The following is a 19520-nucleotide window of genomic DNA, read 5'->3' as shown; positions in this document are numbered from 1 at the left end:
AACCTCGGGCTGAACCCCGAGGCTTGCCGCTCAATCTGGGTCAAACACATTCGCCGCACAACCGGCGCCAGCGCGCGCGCCATGAGCCGACAATCACGCCATGGCACGCACACCCTCCCGCACATCATCGCCGCTTTCCGGCACGCCCGATACCCCAATCCTCCACGACACCAGCGAACCCGACACCCCCCTGCGCGGCCCACGCGGCATCCAGAGCGTGGAAGTCGGCGGCCAGCTGCTCAAGGCCTTGGCCCACCACGGCCGCCCAATGGCATTGAAAGACCTGGCCCGCGCCGCCGACATGACCCCCGCCAAGGCGCACCCCTACCTGGTCAGCTTCGGCAAGATCGGGCTGGTGGCGCAGGACGACGCCAGCGGCCATTACGGCCTGGGGCCACTGGCCATGCAACTGGGCCTCATCAGCCTGCAACAGCAAGACCCGATCCGGCTGGCCATTGCCCAGCTGCCGCTGCTCGCCTTGCACGCCAACGCCACGGTGGCCATCTCGGTCTGGGGCACGCGCGGCCCTACCATTGTGCGGGTGGAGGACGGCCCCACCGACGTGCACGTGGCCATGCGCCACGGCACCAACGCCTCGGTGCGCCACACCGCCTCGGGCAAGGTGTTTGCAGCCTTCATGCCCACGCTGCAAGTGCAGCCCATGCTGGCCGCCGAAGGTCACCCCCACGCGCTGGACGACCCCACCCTGCAGGCCGAACTTGCCGCCATCCGGCGCGATCACTTCAGCGTGGTCGAAGGCGGGCTGGTGCCCGGCATCAGCGCGATTGCGGTGCCGGTGTTCGACGGCTTTGGCCGCCTGGTGCTCAGCCTGTCGGCCATCGGCCCCAGCGCCGCCATGGACACCCGCCCCCACGGCACCGCAGGCACCGCCCTGCGCCAATGCGCCCAGACCCTGGCTGGGCAACTGGGCGCCACGCCAACCAGCGGCTTTCAGCCACCCGAAAAATAACGCAATACCCCCTGCCCCGCTACGCGTCCACTGGCCAGGCACGCCGTGAGCAAATAGCCGCCCGTGGGGGCTTCCCAGTCCAGCATCTCGCCGGCACAGAACACACCGGGCAAGGTGTGCAGCATCAGGTCGTTGGTCAGGACTTCCAGCGCCACGCCACCGGCACTGCTGATGGCCTCGTCCAGCGGGCGCGCTGCCGCCAGCGTGATGGGCAAGGCCTGGATGGACTGCGCCAGCCGCAGCGGGTCGTGCAGCGCGTCCTTGTCCAGCAATTCGTGCAACAGGCCCACCTGCACCGGCGTCAGGCCGACCCGACCCTTGAGCACGCTGGACAAGCTGCGACCAGCGCGTGGGCGCTGCAACTCGGCCAGCAGGCGCTCGGCGCTCCAGTCCGGCTTCAGGTTGAGCTGCAGGGTGGCACTGCCGCTGCGCTCAATCTCATCGCGCAGCAGCGCCGACACCGCGTACACCACGCTGCCTTCCAGCCCGGTGGCGGTCAGCACACACTCGCCCTTGCGCTCGAACACCGTGCCATCGGGGCCAGCGCAGCGCAACACCACGCCCTTGAGCGGCTGCCCGGCGCAGCGGCTGGCCAGATGCTCGCTCCAGCCACGGCGGCCCTGCACCTGCACCTCAAAACCGCAGTTGGCGGGCCGCAGCGCACGCACCGCCACCCCTTGCTGCTGCAACCACGGCTGCCACGCACCATCCGACCCCAACTTGGCCCAGCTGCCGCCGCCCAGCGCCAGCACCACCGCCTGCGCCTGCACCACTTGCGGGCCGTATGGGGTATCAAACGTCAGGGTATGCACCACCGCGCCTGACGGGATCGCCACGTTCGTATCGGTAGCAACTTGCCAGCACCCGTTCCAGCGGTGCCGCATGTGGAACATCACCGGCACCGCCCCGGCCTGCACCGGGTGGCGCAAACGCTGCAGCCAGGCACGCAACAGCGGCGCGGCCTTCATGTCGGTCGGGAACACCCGCTGCGAGCTGCCCACAAACGTCTCCACCCCCAGGCCAGCGGCCCAGTCGCGCACCGCCTGCGGCCCCATCGCCTGCAGCCAACGCTCGCACTCGGTGGCGCGTTCGGCGTAGCGCGTCACAAACCGCTCGGGCGCTTCGGCGTGGGTCAGGTTCAGGCCACCAATGCCCGCCAGCAAGAACTTGCGCCCCGCCGTGGGCATGGCATCGAACACATGCACCGCCACCCCGGCGGCGCTCAACACCTCCGCCGCCATCAGACCCGCCGGGCCTGCGCCCACCACGGCCACCGGACACACCAGCGGCGCGTTGCCGTTTTCAGATTCCAAGGCTGGCTGCATGGCCACGCTTCCTGTTCAAACCCATGAAAAAAGCCATGCAGACAACTGCATGGCTTTTGGAACATTCAAACAACAGCGGTCAAACGACCGCAGTCATTAGAAAGTGTGCTTCACGCCCACGGCGAAACGGCTTTCCGGCACGTTAGCACGGTTGGCAACAGCTTTCTTGTCAGCGTCAAAGTAACCGCCGTACACGGTGGTGCGCTTGGACAGCAGGTAAGCGGCGCCAAAGGAGAAGGCGTCGGAAGAATCGGTCTCGTAGTCGGCTTCAGAAGAAGCGTAACCGGCCGACAGGATCAGGTTCGGGGCCAGGGTGTAATCCACGCCGATGTGGTACTCGTCCACGTCGTTGTTCTTGACACCCGAGTTCACGTTGCCATAACCGGCCTTCAGCTTGAAGGCGCCAAAGGTGTAGGCACCGTTCAGGCGGGTGTACTTGACATCGGCGGCATCACCTTCGTCTTGGAAGGCCAGGTCGGCGTAGAACGGACCACCTTCGTACACCACGTTGAACGCGGTCACGTTGTCGCTCACGCCTTTTTGCTCGTCAAAATTGGTGGTGACGGCAGCACGGAAACCAGCGAAGGACGGGGTGGTGTAGCCAATGCTGTTGTTCGGGCGGGCGGTGTGGTTGCCGCTTTCGAACACCAGGGTCGGGGACAGCACGGAGTCAAACACAGCGTAGGTGTTGCCAGAGATCTGCTCGTAGGCGCTCTCGAAGCGGCCCAGCTTGACGGCACCGAAGCCACCCGAGAAACCCACGCTGGTTTCGCGGCTGAAAGCGGCAGAAGTATCGTTACCATTGCTGTCCTTGATTTGACCGGCAGCGCCAGTGTCAATCTCCAGACCTTGTTCCAGCACGAAGTGGGCCTTCAGACCACCGCCCAGATCTTCGGTACCCTTGAAGCCGATGCGGCTGGAGTCCACGGCGCCATCGATCATGGCGGCGTCAGCGTTTTTGTCTTTGTGGATAGCAGCGTCAACGATACCGTAGATGCTAACGCTGGATTGGGCCATAGCGGCACCCGAGGCAGCCAGCACGGCCAGAGCAATCAGAGTCTTTTTCATGACATACATCCTTGAAAAAAGTGGCCGCACAGATTGCGCAACCACGGTGTTAAACCAGAACAGGTTTAATCCTAGCGCCGATTGGGGCCAAACTCTAGGGATAACCCGCAAATAGCGCGCTCAGGCCGGGCAGGTGTCGGATTCATACAACAACCGCAAAACGACACAGCCACCGGCAAAGCGGTGGCTGTGGGGGGCGGGCCAACCGGTGCGCACCGGCTGGCCTCAGCGTACGGTGAACACCGATCAGAACATGTGCTTCACGCCAAATTCGTAACCGGTCTTGTCGGCATCGCCAGCGGTCTTCTTGCTGTCGCGGGCAAAGCTGGTGTACAGGTCGGTACGCTTGCTCAGAGCGTAGCGGGCACCCAAGCCCAGTTGGGAAATGGTGGTGGTCTTGCCACCCACAACCACCTTGGCAGCGTTGATGCGCTCTTGCTTCAACTGTGCGTACGACGCTTTGAAAGTCCATGGCCCCATAGGTGCCGTCAGGCCCAACACGGTGGCACTGGAGTCGCGGCCATTGGCGTCCACCTCACTCGTGGAAACTGCCAAATTGGCACGCAAGAAGCCAAAGTTGTAGGCAAAATCGGCAATGGCAAAAGAGTCATCCGCTTGGGTTCTCAAGCCAGCCACGCTGACACTGAACGGACCCGTGGTGTAGTTCAACTGCGCGGAGACCGGCGCCTTGGCACCAGCAGCACCACTTTCTTCGGCAGAAACCGACACGCGAGCCGAGAAACCGCTCCAGTTCGGGCTGGTGTAGAAAATACCGTTTTCAAAGCGACCCACGCCAAAGTGATTCGGATCGGTGGCCTTAGCGCCTGTGGCATTGCTGGGCAACACGGCATTGGCGCTGCTCGAAGTGCCAATGCTCAAACCTGCGGTGGTGGTCAGGTGGTTGCTGGCAATGCCATCATAGGAAAACACGTCGGCGCCGCCAGCGGTGTAGTAGGCCGCCGGGAAAGCGCGACCGAACTCGACCGTACCCAATGCTGCACTGCTCAGACCCACGGTGCTGTTGCCGTGCCAGAAGGCGGTCGGGTGAGATTGGGCGCCAGTGTCGGGCTTGAAGCGGTGCTCCAGACGGAAGACAGCCTTGAGGCCACCGCCCAAGTCTTCGGTGCCACGGAAACCAAGGCGGCTGGCAGCGGCTTCGTTGATACCAGTCTGTGCATCGGTAGCACCACCGATGGCGTTGGAAATACCGGCATCCACAATGCCGTAAATGGCCACGGAAGACTGGGCGAAAGCACCGGTGGTGGCGGCCACGGCGGCCAAGGCAATCAAGGTTTTTTTCATAGGGTTATCTCCTGGGGTCTGGACAATTTCTTGGCAACCAGCACACGCTGGCTGAGTTCCTTGACGGAAGCTGACGCTATTGCAACAGAGCGCCACAGGGGCGTAAAGTTTTTCCGTGTCCGGACTGCGTTTTCAGGGCCTTTTTGTTGTTGTCATACAACGCACTTTTAGGATTATTGGGGTAAACCCTTATCAGTTTGAAAAAAGTGTGACGGGCAAAATTTGCACGTGGCCGCCCCTTGAAAACCCCACCCCCCGCCCTTATGATTAGCACTCGACGGGGTTGAGTGCCAACAGCGCCGCCCCCCGCTTCCCCTTTTTTTGTGTTGTTCCTTTCCTTTTTTCAGGAGTGCTCCTCATGAACCTTCGTCCCCTCGCCGATCGCGTGATCGTCAAGCGTCTGGAAAATGAAACCAAAACCGCTTCGGGCATCGTGATCCCCGACAACGCCGCCGAAAAGCCTGATCAAGGTGAAGTGCTGGCCGTCGGCCCGGGCAAGACGAACGACAAGGGCGAAACCAAGGCCCTGAGCGTGCAAGTGGGCGACCGCGTGCTGTTTGGCAAGTACAGCGGCCAGACCGTCAAGGTCGATGGCAACGAACTGCTGGTGATGAAAGAAGACGACCTGTTTGCGGTCATCGTCAAGTAATCCGGCCCGGCCCCCTCTTTTTACTGAACTGAATCTGGAGTTAATCACATGGCAGCAAAAGACGTAGTGTTTGGCGGCGAAGCGCGCGCCCGCATGGTGGAAGGCGTGAACATCCTGGCCAACGCGGTCAAGGTGACCCTGGGCCCCAAGGGCCGCAACGTGGTGCTGGAGCGCTCCTTCGGCGCCCCGACCGTGACCAAGGACGGTGTGTCCGTGGCCAAGGAAATCGAACTCAAGGACAAGCTGCAGAACATGGGTGCGCAGATGGTCAAGGAAGTGGCTTCCAAGACCTCCGACAACGCTGGCGACGGCACCACCACCGCCACCGTGCTGGCCCAGGCCATCGTGCGCGAAGGCATGAAGTACGTGGCCGCCGGCATGAACCCGATGGACCTCAAGCGCGGTATCGACAAGGCCGTCGAAGCCCTGATCGCCGAGCTGAAGAAGGCCTCCAAGCCGACCACCACCAGCAAGGAAATCGCCCAAGTGGGTTCGATTTCCGCCAACTCCGACTCCAGCATTGGCGAAATCATCGCCACTGCGATGGACAAAGTCGGCAAAGAAGGCGTGATCACCGTGGAAGACGGCAAGAGCCTGCAAAACGAACTGGATGTCGTGGAAGGCATGCAGTTTGACCGTGGCTACCTGTCGCCCTACTTCATCAACAACCCGGAAAAGCAAGCCGCGATCCTGGACAACCCGTTCGTGCTGCTGTTCGACAAGAAGATCAGCAACATCCGCGACCTGCTGCCCACGCTGGAAGCCGTGGCCAAGGCCGGCCGTCCGCTGCTGATCATTGCCGAGGACGTGGAAGGCGAAGCCCTGGCCACCCTGGTGGTCAACACCATCCGTGGCATCCTGAAGGTGGTGGCCGTCAAGGCCCCGGGCTTTGGCGACCGCCGCAAGGCCATGCTGGAAGACATCGCCATCCTGACCGGTGGCAAGGTCATCGCCGAGGAAGTGGGCCTGGCACTGGACAAGGTGACGCTGGCCGACCTGGGCCAGGCCAAGCGCATCGAGATCGGCAAGGAAAACACCACCATCATCGACGGTGCCGGTGCCGAAGCCGACATTGAAGCCCGCGTCAAGCAAATCCGCATCCAGATCGAGGAAGCCACCAGCGACTACGACCGCGAGAAGCTGCAAGAGCGCGTGGCCAAGCTGGCCGGCGGCGTGGCCGTCATCAAGGTGGGGGCTGCCACCGAAGTCGAGATGAAGGAAAAGAAAGCCCGCGTGGAAGATGCCCTGCACGCCACCCGCGCTGCGGTGGAAGAAGGCATTGTGGCCGGTGGTGGCGTGGCGCTGCTGCGTGCGCGTCAGGCCGCTGGCACCATCAAGGGCGACAACCCCGACCAAGACCACGGCATTGCGCTGGTGCTCAAGGCGATTGAAGCCCCGCTGCGCGAGATCGTGTCCAACGCCGGTGGCGAGCCGAGCGTGGTGGTCAACGCCATCCTGGCGGGCAACGGCAACTTCGGTTTCAACGCCGCCAACGACACCTACGGCGACATGATCGAGATGGGCATCCTGGATCCGACCAAGGTGACCCGCACCGCGCTGCAAAACGCCGCCTCCGTGGCCAGCCTGATGCTGACCACCGAGTGCATGGTGGCCGACAGCCCGAAGTCTGAATCCGCCCCGGCCATGCCCGATATGGGCGGCATGGGTGGTATGGGCGGCATGGGCATGTAATACGCCCACGCGGCTGACTCCACAGCCCGTACAAGGCAAAAGCCCGCTGGCACTGCGCCCGCGGGCTTTTTTGTTTTGGCATCACAATACGTCTGTTTTTTCACCATTTTCACGTTCAGCCTGCGATGCACAATCCCCAATCCGACCGTATTCTGGCCATGCTGGCATGGACGCTGCTGGGGTTGGGGTGTCTGCTGGTGCTGCGCCCGTTCCTGACGGCGCTGGTGTGGGCCGCGATCCTGGTCTCGACCAGTTGGCCTGCGTTTGTGCGGCTGGACCGGCTGGTGCAGCGGCGGCGGCTGGTATCGGCCAGCTTGATGACATTGCTGGTCACGTTGGTGCTGATTGGCCCGATTGTGGCGGTGGCGCTGATGCTGGCCGAGGACGTGGCCGCCCTGGGCGCAGCGACGCAGAACCTGTTCCGCCACGGGTTGCCCGATGCGCCCGCCTGGTTGGGCAACGTGCCGCTGATCGGGCAATGGCTGCTGGACTACTGGCAACGCTTCACGCACAACGGCCAGAACCTGCTGCTGGAGCTGCAACGGCTGGCCGAACCGGCGCAGGCCTTGGCCCTGACGTGGGGCCGGGTGCTGGGCCAGGGCGCGGTGGACATGGCGGTGGCGGTGTTCCTGGCGTTCTTCTTTTTTGCCAATGGCGAGGTGCTGGCGCTGCGCCTGCGCGTGGGGCTGGAGCGGCTGGCTGGCGAGCGCGGCATCTTTTTGCTGACGGTGGCGCAGAGCACGGTCAGCGGCGTGATCTACGGCATTCTCGGCACTGCGCTGGCGCAGGGCATTCTGGCCGCCATCGGCTTTGGCATTGCGGGGGTGCCGGGTGCGGTGCTGCTGGGCATGGTGACGTTCTTTTTCTCGGTGATTCCGGTGGGGCCGCCGCTGATCTGGGGTGGCGCCGCGCTGTGGCTGTTCCAGCAGGGCGAGGCGGGATGGGCCGTCTTCGTGGCGGCATGGGGCTTCTTCCTCGTCAGCACGGTGGACAACGTGATCAAGCCCTTCATCATCAGCCGGGGCGCCAGTTTGCCGTTCGTGGTGGTGTTCCTGGCCGTGCTGGGCGGCGTGCTGGCGTTTGGCGTGATTGGCGCCTTTCTGGGCCCGACGCTGCTGGCGGTGGGCTACCGGCTGCTGGGGGAATGGACGCACCCCTACGTGCGCCGCTGACGGACAGCCAGGAGGCCCGTGATGCCCCACCACCCCGCCCCACCCCACCCACAGGCCAGCGCCACGCCGCTGCGGTGGCTGTTTGTGGCCGTGGTCGCGCTGCACGCCGTGTACGCGCTGCTGGCACAACGGCTGCAATGGCCCACCGCTCTGGTGTGGCTGGTGCCGCTGCTGCTGCAACTGGGCCACGCTGCGGCAAGCGGTGGGTTGTACCGCGACGCGGGCATGGTTGTGCTCGGGCGCACGGGCGCGCAGCTGGGCGTGGTGCTGGCCTTGAGCACACTGGCGGCCAGCGCACTCACTGGTGCTGGCGCGGCGGCAGAGGTAACGCCCCACCCGGTGCCTGCCTGGGGGCTGGCCGCCCTGCAAGCGGCGCTGGGCGTGGCCACACAGGCGCTGTGGGCCGGTTTTGAGGCCGACACCACTTCTTCCTTGCCTATGGCAGCATCTGGCCCCGATGCCCATGCCGACACGCCCCCCATTGCAGCGGCGGCACAAGCCCTGACACAGGCCCTGCAGAGCTGGGCCACGCAGCCCCCGGTCTGGCTGAATGACGCCAGCGCCGCCGTGCAGCCGCTACAACGCGAACTCCAGACCCTGACGCGCGCCCTGGCCGCGCACAACGCCGCCACCGCTACAGCCAGCGACGTCAGCCCCAACGCTCACGCGGCATCGCACTGGCAAGCCACCGCCGCCCCGCTGACCGAAGCCCTGCAACGCCTGCACGACCAGGCACGCAGCCACACCCACGGGCTGGAGGCACTGCCGCAACTGGCGCAACACCAGCAAGCCCTGCTGCACCTGGCCCAGCAGCAGCTCAAAACCCTGGACGCCCTGGGCGGTACGCTGGCGCGGCTGGATGCCACATTGCAACGCCCCTCCGCCGGTGACACGCCGCAGCGCCCCGTTACCGAACTGCCACCCGAACTGCAAGCCCTGCTGGCCGACAGGGCACAGACCCGCATGCAGCTGGACATCGCCCTGACCGATCTGGCACACAAACTGGAGGCCAACACCCTGGCCACGCGCGTGGCCGCCACCACGCTGGGCCACAAGCTCGACGCCAGCGCGCAAAGCACCGCCCACATCAGCCAGAAACTGCACGACGCGGCCACCGCCAGCGCGCTGGTGGCCCACAAGCTCAACGCGGTGGCGCTGGCCGATATTGAGGCCGCCAGCACGCTGCACGCGCTGGGCCAGCACGCCAGCGACGGCCTGGGCAAGCTCGACCACACGCTGGATCTGATGCAGGTGGTGGTGCAGCAGCTCACCGGGCTGGACCGCGCCCTGCGCGCACAAAGCGCCCAGCTGACGCAAGTGGCGCAGCGCATCCAGGATGTGAAAGTGGTGGTGGAATCGCCCAGCGCCACACCGCCCGTGACGCGCATCCACCACCTGCACGACGAGCCGGTGCTGGCAGCGGCAGCGGCAGCCGCGATCCACCCGGCCCCGCCCGCAGCGCCCCACGGCCAGGCGCACGCGACCACGGACGCCGTGCCGACACGGGTCTGGACGGTGCCGACCACCTCACTGTCCACGGCGGCGGTGCGCCAGCCGCCCACGGAGGCACCCGCACCCGACGCTACGGCTTGACCCACAACAAGATGCCCGGTGAACAGCAGGGCTTCCTGCGCAAACTGGGACACGCGTGTGCCACTGCCTCGCGGTAGCTGCACCCGGCAAACAGACAACAAAAAAGCACTTAGGCCTACGCGCTAAGTGCTTGGTATTTTTGGTGGCCTGGGGCGGAATCGAACCACCGACACGCGGATTTTCAATCCGCTGCTCTACCGACTGAGCTACCAGGCCAACAGGATGAATTGTAGCAGAGAAACCGTCGATTATGGCCCATGACGCTTGCTGCGCGACAAATCCACCCCCAGCTGCTTGAGCTTGCGGTAGAGGTGGGTGCGCTCGAGGCCGGTTTTTTCGGCCACGCGGGTCATGGAGCCGTTTTCCTGCGCCAGGTGGAACTCGAAGTAGGCTTTCTCGAACGCATCGCGCGCCTCGCGCAGCGGCACGTCGAGCATGAACACGCGCTGGGCGGGCGGCAGGTCGTGGCCAGGGGGCAGCGGCTCGGCCATGGCCAGCGCAGCACCAGAGGCCGACGCAGCGCCTACCGGCGACAACATTGCGCCATCCACCGCCTGCAACGACGGCATCGGTGTGACAGCGGCGGTATCGCGCGGGCTGCTGCGGGCCGTGTCGGGCGGCATGGCCATGGCGCGGGCCAGGCCCTTGTCCACCGCCTGCAGCAGTTTTTGCAGGGTGATGGGTTTTTCCAGGAACGCCATCGCGCCGATGCGGGTGGCCTCGACTGCGGTGTCGATGGTGGCGTGGCCGCTCATCATGATGACGGGCATGGTCAGCAGCCCGTTGGCCGACCATTCCTTGAGCAGGGTCACGCCGTCGGTGTCGGGCATCCAGATGTCAAGCAGCACCAGGTCGGGCCGGTAGCTGGCGCGCAGGGCGCGGGCCCGGGCGGCGTTTTCGGCCAGTTCGACCGCGTGGCCTTCGTCGTTCAGGATTTCGGACAACAGGTCGCGGATGCCCAGTTCGTCGTCAACCACCAGTATGTTTGCCATGGTGTGGTGCCAAAACTTTCACTGCTCGGAGTTGTTGTGTTGCGAATTTGCAACCCTGAATGATAGCGAGACTTGCGCGCCCAGCACGCGCTCGTCCTCGCGGCGGTGCGTGATTTCGATGCGGCCGCCGTGCTCGTCCATGATTTTCTTGACCACGGCCAGCCCCAGGCCGGTGCCTTTGGCCTTGGTGGTGACGTAGGGCTCGAAGGCGCGCTTGAGGATGTGCTCGGCAAAGCCGGGGCCGCAGTCTTGCACCAGCAGGCGCACGCGCTGGCCGTCGTCGCTGGTGCGGCTTTGCAGCAGCACGGGGCCGGCACCCGCGGGGGTGGCGTCCTGGGCGTTCTGCACGAGGTTGTGGACGACCTGGCGGATTTGCTGTGCGTCGGCCTGCACCGGCGGGCATGCGGGGTCGAGCTCCAGCCGCACAGGCACGGTGGAGGCGTCGTACAGGGGCACGATGTCCTTGAGCAGGGCGTTGAGATCCAGCGGCGCCAGCTGGGCGGCGGGCAGGCGGGCGTAGTCGCGGAATTCGTTGACCAGGCGCTTCATGGCATCGACCTGGTCGACGATGGTCTTGACGGACTTGTGCAGCAGCGCCTGTTCGGTCGGCTGGAGCTTGTCGTCGAGCTTCATGGCCAGGCGTTCGGCGGAAAGCTGGATGGGGGTGAGCGGGTTCTTGATTTCGTGCGCCAGACGGCGCGCCACTTCGCCCCAGGCCTGGGCGCGCTGGGCCGAGATCATGTCGGACACGTCGTCGAGCACCAGCAGGCGTTCGTGGTCGGGCAGCAGGGCGCCGCGCACCATGAGGGTGACGGCGCGCGCTTCGGCCCCGTGGCCGCTGGCGGCGCCAGGCACCTCGTGCCATTCGAACGCCTGTTGCCAGTGGTCGTCGTCGTGGTGCTGCTGGTCGACCAGGAAGGCGTCGAACTGCCGCTGCACCCAGCGCGCCAGTTCGGCCGCACCCGGCACGGTGTGCAGCGGGTGGCCCAGGTGCGCATCCAGCGGCGAGCGCAACACGCGCGCAGCACCGGGGTTGGCACTGAGCAGGCGCATCTGGCCATCCAGCGCCACCACGCCGGCGGTGAGGTTGTCGAGGATGGTTTGCAGGTTGGCGCGCGCGCCATCGACCTGGGCCATGCTGTGCTGCACCGCCTGGCGCGCGTCGGCCAGCTCCTGCGTCATGTGGGCGAAGGTGCGGGTCAGGCCAGCCAGTTCGTCCTTGGCGGGCAGGGCGAGCTTGGGCGTGAGGTCGCCGCGGGCCACGTCGCGCATGCCTTCGGCCAGCACCAGCAGCGGCTGCATGAGCTGGTTGCCCAGCAGCACGGCCAGCAGCACAGCGCCAAACACGGCCAGGAACAGGGTCAGCGTCAGGGTGCCGATGTACATGCGGCGCAGGCCTTCGCGGCCCAGCGCGCGTTCCTGGTATTCGCGGTAGGCCTGCTGCACCGCCAGCGCATCGGCCACCAGCGCGGCGGGCAGCGGCGCCGTCACCTGCAAGTAGCGCGACTCACCACCGAACTGGAAGTGGGTGGCAGTGACCAGCGCCAGCACGCGGATGCGCGGTGCAGCGGTGGCTACCACGGCGCTGCTGGCCGCCGGGGCGGGACGGGCGGTGGTGCCGCCCTCTTCTTCCAGCCCTTCGATGGTGGTGAGCACCTGGCCGTTGCGCGCCTGGCGCAGCTGGGCCGCGCTGGGGCGCTCGGGCGTGAGGTTGAAGCGCGATTCGCCCGCGCTGGCCAGCGCCTGGCCCTGTTCGTTCCACAGCACCACGTCGCTGGCCACCAGCTGGTCGCGCAGGCGCTCCACCGCCAGCCCGGCCCCGGCCTGGCTCGTGGCGGACAGGCTGTTGGCGGCGGCGCGGGTCTTGGCCGCCAGGTCGGCGCTGAGGGCATCGAGCGTGGTGCGGCCCAGGTTGAGCCCGGCGCTGAGGGCGGATTCGACCCGCACGTCGAACCAGGTCTCGATGGAGCGCGACACGAACTGGTACGACACGGTGTAGATCAGCACCCCCGGCAGCAGGCCCACCAGCGCAAAGATGGCCGCCAGCTTGACCAGCAGGCGGCTACCAAACCGCTGGCGGCGCCAGCGCGACACCAGGCGCCACAGCAGCAGGCCGATCAGCAGCAGCAGCACCAGCGCCACCGCACCGTTGATGAGCACCAAGCGCTGGAAGTGGCTGTCGTCGAAATAGCTGTGGCGGGTGGACAGGGTCAACAACAGCAGCAGCACGACCGTGACGCCCGAGACAAACACCGCACCCAGCCCCAGCGCCCAGGGCCGGGAGATGCGCAGGCGCAGGGGCCGCATGTGGGGCGGCCACCAGGGGTGGGGGTCGTGGTTCATGGGGCGCTGCGCCCGGTGGGGGCCGGATTGGAGGTGGTGTCGGCGTTGAGGGTCTGGACGGTGGCGTCGCGCGCGGGCTGGCCCAGCTCGCTGGTGCCGCCCAGCGGCGGCAGCAACAGGGTCTGGCTCAGGGCCAGGCCCCAGTCCTGGGTCGGCAGCAGGCCGATTTGCAGTGGGCCGGGCAAGGCCGCCACCTCGAGCCGGAAGCCCACCTGCACCCGGTAGTCGTCGTCCGGCGCGAGCCGGGCCGCATCGGCCAGCTTCCAACCCGCCACACGGCTCACGCTGGGCCAGGCGTGGGCCAGGCTGTCAAAATTCTGGTGCAACGCGCTGGCGGCAGCGCCGTTGGGCAGGCCGTCGGTCACGCTCACGCGCCAGCGGCGGGTCAGGGGCTGGTAGGCCAGGCGCACCGTGCGGGCGGCGCGCAGGACGACCTTGTCGCGCCAGTACCAGCGGCGGCGCAGCAACGTGCTGTCCCACACAAAATGCAGCGGCACGCCCTTGTGCAGGGCTTCTTCCAGCGCCGGGGTCAGGGTGAACGGGGCGCGGGCCGACAGCAACACCCCGTCGGCGGAGTGCTGCACCGTCACGGGCCAGGCGGGAGGCGCGGCCTCGGCGGCGTACAACCGGCCACTGGTGGCACCGAGCAGCAGGGTTGCCCACAGCAGCGCCCAGCCCCCGCACAGGCGGCACACAGCCCACAGGCCCGGCCAATCGTCCGGGCGCAGGCACACAACCCACTCAAGCCAGCGGGGCTTTTTGCAGCAAAGCGTAGAAGAATCCATCCAGTCCCCCTGCCGCATTGTCGTTGATGCCATCTAGCGGCACCGCCCCGCCCGGCAGCAAATGCCCTGGCGCTGGCAGCACCTTGGCCTCGGCGGCGTGGCGCGCCACAAAGGCTGCGACTTGCTGCTCGCCTTCGGCCTTGAACACGGAGCAGGTGCAGTACAGCAAGCGGCCACCGGGCTTGAGCAGCGGCCACAGGGCTTGGAGCAAACGTGCCTGCTGTGCCGCCAGTTGGGCGATGTCGTCGGGGCGGCGCAGCCAGCGCACGTCCGGGTGGCGCCGCACAATGCCCGAGGCGGTACACGGCGCGTCCAGCAAGATGGCGTCAAACGCGCGCCCGTCCCACCACTGCGCGGGCAGGGCGGCGTCGGCGGCACGCACCTGGGCCTGCAGGCCCAGGCGCTGCAGGTTGTCGTGGATGCGGGTGCAGCGCACCGGGTCCACGTCCAGCGCCAGCACGTCCAGGTCGGCGTATTCCAGCAGGTGCGCGGTCTTGCCGCCGGGAGCGGCGCAGGCGTCCAGCACGCGGGCGCGGGCGGGTAACGCGGCGCCTTGCAACAGCAGCGGGGCCGCCAGTTGCGCGGCAGCGTCCTGCACCGAGGCATGGCCCTGCGCCCAACCGGGCAGGCGCTCCACCGGCACGGCGCGCGCCAGCACCACGCCGTCCTCGCCCACCGGAGTGGCGGTGTAGCCTTCGGCCTGCAGCTGCGCCAGGTAGGCGTCGCGCGCCACGTGGCGCCGGTTTACGCGCAGCGTCATGGGTGCGGCCTGGTTGTTGGCCGCCAGCACCGCTTGCCAGTGCTGCGGGTGGTCGCGCCGCACACGCTGCACCCACCAGAACGGGTGGTTCCAGCGCGCCACGGCGTCCTGGGCCGCCTGCGCCTCCAGCTCAGGCCGCTCGCGCAAGAAACGGCGCAAACAGCCGTTGACAAACCCGGCTTGCGCGCGTGGCACTTTCAACGCCGCCAGCGCGGCCACGGCCTGGTCTACCACGGTGTGCGGGGCGTAGTCGGGCTGCGCACCGGGGGTGGCAGGCGTACACAGCAGCGTCAGCGCCACGCCCAGCAAGGCGCGCACCAGCAGCGGCGGCGCACGCTGCGCCAGCAGCTGGAGCACCACCGTGGCCTGGCCCCAGTGGCGCAGGGCGTGGAAGGTGAGCGCCTGCACACCCGGACGCAGCGCGGCGGGCACCGTGGGCAGGGCATCGGCCAGCGAACGGCCCTGCTCCACCGCGTGCAGCATGCGCGCCGTCCAGGCCAGTTGTTGCGACAGGGCCACCGTGTTCTTGGCGGGGGTAGAAGTCATGAGAGCGGGCAACCTTTCAACAAAAAACCCCAGCCAACTTGCGCCGGCTGGGGTGGATCGGGCACAGGCCCTAACGGGCCTGTGGGCGCTGGCGTGTGCTTATTCGGCGGCCACGTCGGCGCTGGCGCTGGCTTCGGCCTGGTCGGCGGCCAGGGCCACCGCATCGGCTTCGGCGATGGCGCGACGCTCTTCGTCGTCCATATCTTCCTTGGCGCGGCGGGCGTCGTGGAAGGCCATGCCGGTACCGGCCGGAATCAGGCGGCCCACGATCACGTTTTCCTTCAGGCCACGCAGCTCGTCGCGCTTGCCCATGATGGCCGCTTCGGTCAGCACGCGGGTGGTTTCCTGGAAGGAAGCCGCCGAGATGAACGAGTCGGTGGACAGCGAGGCCTTGGTGATGCCCAGCAGGATGTTGCTGTAGGTGGCCGGGATCTTGCCTTCGGCGCGCAGCGCGTCGTTGGTGTTGAGGATCTCGGAACGCTCGATCTGCTCGCCGTTGATGTAGGTCGAATCGCCCGCGTTCTCCACCACCACGCGGCGCAGCATCTGGCGCACGATCACTTCAATGTGCTTGTCGTTGATCTTCACGCCCTGGAGTCGGTACACGTCCTGCACCTCGTCCACGATGTAGCGTGCCAGCTCTTCCATGCCCAGCAGGCGCAGGATGTCTTGCGGGTCGGCCGGGCCGTCCACAATGCTCTCGCCCTTGTTGACCACCTGGCCTTCGTGCACCAGGATGTTCTTTTCCTTGGGGATGAGCTCGTCCCACACCTTGCCGTCCGGGTCGGTGATTTGCAAGCGCACTTTGCCTTTGGTTTCCTTGCCAAACGACACTGTACCGGTCATCTCGGCCAGCATGCCCTTGTCCTTGGGGCTGCGGGCCTCAAACAGCTCGGCCACACGCGGCAGACCGCCGGTAATGTCGCGCGTCTTCTGACCTTCGACCGGGATACGGGCCAGCACCTCGCCGGGGCCCACGTCCTGGCCGTCGCGCACCTGGATCAGCGCGCCGACCTGGAAGCCAATCGTCACCGAATGGTCGGTGCCGGGAATCTTGACTTCTTGGCCATTGGCGTCGATCAGCTTGACCTGCGGACGCACCACCTTGGCAGCGCCACGGCGTTTCGGGTCGATCACCACCAGCGTGCTCAAGCCGGTCACATCATCGACCTGCTTGGCCACGGTCAGACCTTCTTCCACGTTCTCGAACTTGGCCACACCGGCAAATTCGGTGATGATGGGACGGGTCAGCGGATCCCAGTTGGCCAGAATGGTGCCAGCCTTGATGGTCTGGTCGGGCTTGATCGACAAGATCGCACCGTACGGCACCTTGTGACGCTCACGCTCACGGCCCAGGTCGTCCTGGATGATGATTTCGCCGGAACGGGAAATCACCACCAGCTCGCCCTTGGTGTTGGTCACGTAACGCATGGTGGCGTTGAACGCAATGTTGCCGCTGGACTTGGCTTCCACGCTGGAAGCCACCGCCGCACGCGACGCCGCACCCCCGATGTGGAAGGTACGCATGGTCAGCTGGGTACCCGGCTCACCGATCGACTGCGCTGCAATCACGCCCACCGCTTCGCCCACGTTCACCAAACCGCCACGGCCCAGATCACGCCCGTAGCACTTGGCGCACAGGCCAAAACGGGTTTCGCAGGTCAGCGCGGTGCGCACCTTGACTTCATCGACGCCAGCGGCCTCGATTTCGTCAATCGCGTCCTCGTCCAGCATCTTGCCGGCCGGGAAGATCAGCTGCTGGTTCTCGGGGTTGAGCACCTCGTCGGCGGTGGTGCGGCCCAGAATGCGCTCGCGCAGCGACTCGATCACTTCACCGCCTTCGACGATGGCGCGCATCAGCGTGCCGTTGTCGGTGCCGCAATCGTCCTCGGTCACCACCAGGTCCTGCGTCACGTCCACCAGACGGCGGGTCAGGTAGCCCGAGTTGGCGGTCTTCAACGCCGTGTCGGCCAGGCCCTTACGCGCACCGTGGGTGGAGATGAAGTACTGCAACACGTTCAGCCCTTCACGGAAGTTCGCCGTGATGGGGGTCTCAATGATGGAGCCGTCCGGCTTGGCCATCAGGCCGCGCATGCCCGAGAGCTGGCGGATCTGGGCCGCGGAACCCCGCGCGCCCGAGTCGGCCATCATGTAGATCGAGTTGAACGATTCCTGGTCAACTTCGTTGCCCGCGCGGTCGATGGTCTTTTCCTTCTTCAGGTTGTCCATCATGACGCGCGAGATGTCGTCACCGGCCTTGCCCCAGATGTCCACCACCTTGTTGTAGCGTTCACCAGCGGTCACCAGGCCCGAGGAATACTGCTGGGCAATTTCCTTCACCTCGGCTTCGGCGCGCTCGATGATGGTCTGCTTTTCCTTGGGCACCAGCATGTCGTCCACCGCAATGGAGATGCCGGCGCGCGTGGCCAGACGGAAGCCGTTTTGCAGCAGCTTGTCGGCAAACACCACGGTGTCTTTCAGGCCACACTTGCGGAAGGAGGTGTTGATCAGCTTGCTGATTTCCTTCTTCTTGAGCGCCTTGTTGATGTTCTCGAACGCCAGGCCCTTGGGCAGGATTTCGCTCAGCAACGCACGGCCCACGGTGGTTTCCACACGCTTGGTCACCTGGGTGAACTCGCCGCTGTCCTTGTCCTTGACGTACTCGGTCAGGCGCACGCTGATCTTCGCGGTCAGCTCCACCACACCGGCGTCCAGCGCGCGCTGCACTTCGGCCACATCGGCAAAGTACATGCCTTCGCCCTTGCCGTTGGTGCGCTCGCGGGTGGTGTAGTACAGGCCCAGCACCACGTCTTGCGACGGCACGATCGACGGCTCGCCCGAGGCCGGGAACAGCACGTTGTTGGAGGCCAGCATCAGCGTGCGGGCTTCCATCTGCGCTTCCACCGACAACGGCACGTGCACGGCCATCTGGTCGCCGTCAAAGTCGGCGTTGAAGGCGGAACACACCAGCGGGTGCAGCTGGATCGCCTTGCCTTCGATCAGGATGGGTTCGAACGCCTGGATGCCCAGGCGGTGCAGCGTAGGGGCGCGGTTGAGCAGCACCGGGTGTTCGCGGATCACCTCTTCCAGGATGTCCCACACCACGGGCGTACCGGCTTCCACTTCCTTCTTGGCCGCCTTGATGGTGGTGGCAATGCCCATTTGCTCCAAACGGGCAAAGATGAAGGGCTTGAACAGCTCCAGCGCCATCAGCTTGGGCAGGCCGCACTGGTGCAGCTTGAGGGTCGGGCCCACGGTGATCACGGAACGGCCCGAGTAGTCCACGCGCTTGCCCAGCAAGTTCTGGCGGAAGCGGCCGCTCTTGCCCTTGATCATGTCGGCCAGCGACTTGAGCGCGCGCTTGTTGGCGCCGGTCATGGCCTTGCCACGGCGGCCGTTGTCCAGCAGGCTGTCCACGGCTTCCTGCAGCATGCGCTTCTCATTGCGCGCAATAATTTCCGGGGCCTTGAGCTCCAGCAAACGGCGCAGACGGCTGTTGCGGTTGATGACGCGGCGGTACAGGTCGTTCAGATCGGACGTGGCGAAGCGGCCACCGTCCAGCGGCACCAGCGGGCGCAAGTCCGGCGGCAGCACCGGCAGCACCTCCAGCACCATCCACTCGGGCTTGATGCCGGATTTCTTGAACGCTTCCAGCACCTTGAGGCGCTTGGCGTTCTTCTTGACCTTGAGCTCGGAGCCGGTCAGGTCGCCGCGCAGGCGCTCGATCTCGGACTCGATGTCGATCGACTCCAGCAGATCCTTGATGCCCTCGGCGCCCATCTTGGCGATGAACTCGTCGCCGTACTCGGTGAGCTTGGCTTCGTAGTCGTCCTCGGTCATGATGCTGAACTTCTTCAGCGGGGTCATGCCCGGGTCCACCACCACGTAGGCTTCAAAGTACAGCACGCGTTCGATGTCGCGCAGCGTCATGTCCAGCACCATGCCCAGGCGCGACGGCAAGGACTTGAGGAACCAGATGTGGGCGCACGGCGCGGCCAGATCGATGTGGCCCATGCGCTCGCGGCGCACCTTGGTCTGGGTCACTTCCACGCCGCACTTTTCGCAAATCACGCCACGGTGCTTGAGGCGCTTGTACTTGCCGCACAGGCACTCGTAGTCCTTGATCGGGCCAAAGATCTTGGCGCAGAACAGGCCGTCGCGCTCGGGCTTGAAGGTGCGGTAGTTGATGGTCTCGGGCTTCTTGACCTCACCGAACGACCAGGAACGGATCTTCTCGGGCGACGCCAGGCCGATGCGGATGGCATCGAAGTGTTCGTCGGGCGTGAACTGCTTGAACAGGTCGAGCAAAGATTTCATGTGACT

The 19520-nt window shown here is 65.8% G+C and carries 13 protein-coding genes and 1 tRNA gene; 5 read left to right on the top strand and 9 right to left on the bottom strand.

Features of this window, described 5'->3' with window-relative positions; genetic code table 11:
• Nucleotides 1–100: 100 nt before the first annotated feature.
• Nucleotides 101–970, top strand: coding sequence for an IclR family transcriptional regulator (locus CON76_RS08015; RefSeq protein WP_101102839.1), 870 nt, complete (start codon nucleotides 101–103; stop codon nucleotides 968–970).
• Here CON76_RS08015 and CON76_RS08010 read toward each other — a convergent pair.
• The 3 genes from CON76_RS08010 to CON76_RS08000 all read right to left on the bottom strand — a co-directional run bounded on the left by CON76_RS08010 (nucleotide 952) and on the right by CON76_RS08000 (nucleotide 4665).
• Nucleotides 952–2295, bottom strand: coding sequence for a TIGR03862 family flavoprotein (locus tag CON76_RS08010; protein WP_101102838.1), 1344 nt, complete (start codon nucleotides 2293–2295; stop codon nucleotides 952–954). The genes CON76_RS08015 and CON76_RS08010 overlap by 19 nt on opposite strands.
• A 96-nt stretch (nucleotides 2296–2391) precedes the next feature.
• Nucleotides 2392–3363, bottom strand: coding sequence for a porin (locus CON76_RS08005; RefSeq protein ID WP_169929017.1), 972 nt, complete (start codon nucleotides 3361–3363; stop codon nucleotides 2392–2394).
• A 246-nt stretch (nucleotides 3364–3609) separates the two neighbouring features.
• Complete coding sequence (locus tag CON76_RS08000) at nucleotides 3610–4665, bottom strand: porin (RefSeq protein ID WP_101102836.1); 1056 nt, start codon at nucleotides 4663–4665, stop codon at nucleotides 3610–3612.
• Nucleotides 4666–5023: 358 nt separating this feature from the next.
• On the opposite strand from CON76_RS08000, the gene groES reads away from it, so the two are divergent.
• The 4 genes from groES (at nucleotide 5024) to CON76_RS07980 (ending at nucleotide 9771) form a co-directional block, all read left to right on the top strand.
• Nucleotides 5024–5314 (top strand): co-chaperone GroES, encoded by a 291-nt coding sequence (groES, locus tag CON76_RS07995; protein WP_101102835.1) that lies wholly within the window; start codon nucleotides 5024–5026, stop codon nucleotides 5312–5314.
• A gap of 48 nt (nucleotides 5315–5362) precedes the next feature.
• Nucleotides 5363–7006 (top strand): chaperonin GroEL, encoded by a 1644-nt coding sequence (gene groL / locus CON76_RS07990; protein WP_101102834.1) that lies wholly within the window; start codon nucleotides 5363–5365, stop codon nucleotides 7004–7006.
• A gap of 125 nt (nucleotides 7007–7131) precedes the next feature.
• A complete protein-coding gene (locus CON76_RS07985; protein ID WP_101102833.1) occupies nucleotides 7132–8178 on the top strand; it encodes an AI-2E family transporter in 1047 nt (348 codons plus the stop codon).
• 21 nt (nucleotides 8179–8199) lie between these two features.
• Nucleotides 8200–9771, top strand: coding sequence for a methyl-accepting chemotaxis protein (locus CON76_RS07980; protein WP_101102832.1), 1572 nt, complete (start codon nucleotides 8200–8202; stop codon nucleotides 9769–9771).
• Between the two features lie 140 nt (nucleotides 9772–9911).
• Here CON76_RS07980 and CON76_RS07975 read toward each other — a convergent pair.
• The 6 genes from CON76_RS07975 to rpoC all read right to left on the bottom strand — a co-directional run bounded on the left by CON76_RS07975 (nucleotide 9912) and on the right by rpoC (nucleotide 19514).
• Nucleotides 9912–9987 (bottom strand) — tRNA-Phe (locus CON76_RS07975).
• Between the two features lie 32 nt (nucleotides 9988–10019).
• Nucleotides 10020–10763 carry a response regulator gene (locus CON76_RS07970; RefSeq protein ID WP_101102831.1) on the bottom strand — a complete coding sequence of 248 codons (744 nt, stop codon included), beginning with the start codon at nucleotides 10761–10763 and terminating at the stop codon, nucleotides 10020–10022.
• A gap of 18 nt (nucleotides 10764–10781) precedes the next feature.
• A complete protein-coding gene (locus tag CON76_RS07965; protein ID WP_240592811.1) occupies nucleotides 10782–13070 on the bottom strand; it encodes a sensor histidine kinase in 2289 nt (762 codons plus the stop codon).
• Between the two features lie 32 nt (nucleotides 13071–13102).
• Nucleotides 13103–13840 (bottom strand): DUF4390 domain-containing protein, encoded by a 738-nt coding sequence (locus CON76_RS07960; protein WP_169929016.1) that lies wholly within the window; start codon nucleotides 13838–13840, stop codon nucleotides 13103–13105.
• Nucleotides 13841–13847: 7 nt separating this feature from the next.
• The gene (rsmB, locus tag CON76_RS07955; protein WP_101102828.1) at nucleotides 13848–15197 is read right to left on the bottom strand and encodes a 16S rRNA (cytosine(967)-C(5))-methyltransferase RsmB; all 1350 of its coding nucleotides are present in this window, start codon (nucleotides 15195–15197) and stop codon (nucleotides 13848–13850) included.
• Between the two features lie 99 nt (nucleotides 15198–15296).
• Nucleotides 15297–19514 (bottom strand): DNA-directed RNA polymerase subunit beta', encoded by a 4218-nt coding sequence (gene rpoC / locus CON76_RS07950; RefSeq protein ID WP_101102827.1) that lies wholly within the window; start codon nucleotides 19512–19514, stop codon nucleotides 15297–15299.
• Between the last annotated feature and the right edge of the window lie 6 nt (nucleotides 19515–19520).

It is taken from the genome of Macromonas bipunctata (assembly GCF_002837135.1).
GTDB lineage: Bacteria > Pseudomonadota > Gammaproteobacteria > Burkholderiales > Burkholderiaceae_C > Macromonas_A > Macromonas_A bipunctata.
Note: the sequence above shows the minus strand (reverse complement) of the source record. Positions and strands in the feature narration are given on the sequence as shown.

Bases quoted from the DNA above. Each gene is read 5' to 3' on its own strand.
- CON76_RS08015 (WP_101102839.1), top strand. From the start codon at position 101: ATGGCACGCACACCCTCCCGCACATCATCGCCGCTTTCCGGCACGCCC.
- CON76_RS08010 (WP_101102838.1), bottom strand. From the start codon at position 2,295: ATGCAGCCAGCCTTGGAATCTGAAAACGGCAACGCGCCGCTGGTGTGT.
- CON76_RS08005 (WP_169929017.1), bottom strand. From the start codon at position 3,363: ATGAAAAAGACTCTGATTGCTCTGGCCGTGCTGGCTGCCTCGGGTGCC.
- CON76_RS08000 (WP_101102836.1), bottom strand. From the start codon at position 4,665: ATGAAAAAAACCTTGATTGCCTTGGCCGCCGTGGCCGCCACCACCGGT.
- groES (WP_101102835.1), top strand. From the start codon at position 5,024: ATGAACCTTCGTCCCCTCGCCGATCGCGTGATCGTCAAGCGTCTGGAA.
- groL (WP_101102834.1), top strand. From the start codon at position 5,363: ATGGCAGCAAAAGACGTAGTGTTTGGCGGCGAAGCGCGCGCCCGCATG.
- CON76_RS07985 (WP_101102833.1), top strand. From the start codon at position 7,132: ATGCACAATCCCCAATCCGACCGTATTCTGGCCATGCTGGCATGGACG.
- CON76_RS07980 (WP_101102832.1), top strand. From the start codon at position 8,200: ATGCCCCACCACCCCGCCCCACCCCACCCACAGGCCAGCGCCACGCCG.
- CON76_RS07970 (WP_101102831.1), bottom strand. From the start codon at position 10,763: ATGGCAAACATACTGGTGGTTGACGACGAACTGGGCATCCGCGACCTG.
- CON76_RS07965 (WP_240592811.1), bottom strand. From the start codon at position 13,070: ATGCGGCCCCTGCGCCTGCGCATCTCCCGGCCCTGGGCGCTGGGGCTG.
- rsmB (WP_101102828.1), bottom strand. From the start codon at position 15,197: ATGACTTCTACCCCCGCCAAGAACACGGTGGCCCTGTCGCAACAACTG.
- rpoC (WP_101102827.1), bottom strand. From the start codon at position 19,514: ATGAAATCTTTGCTCGACCTGTTCAAGCAGTTCACGCCCGACGAACAC.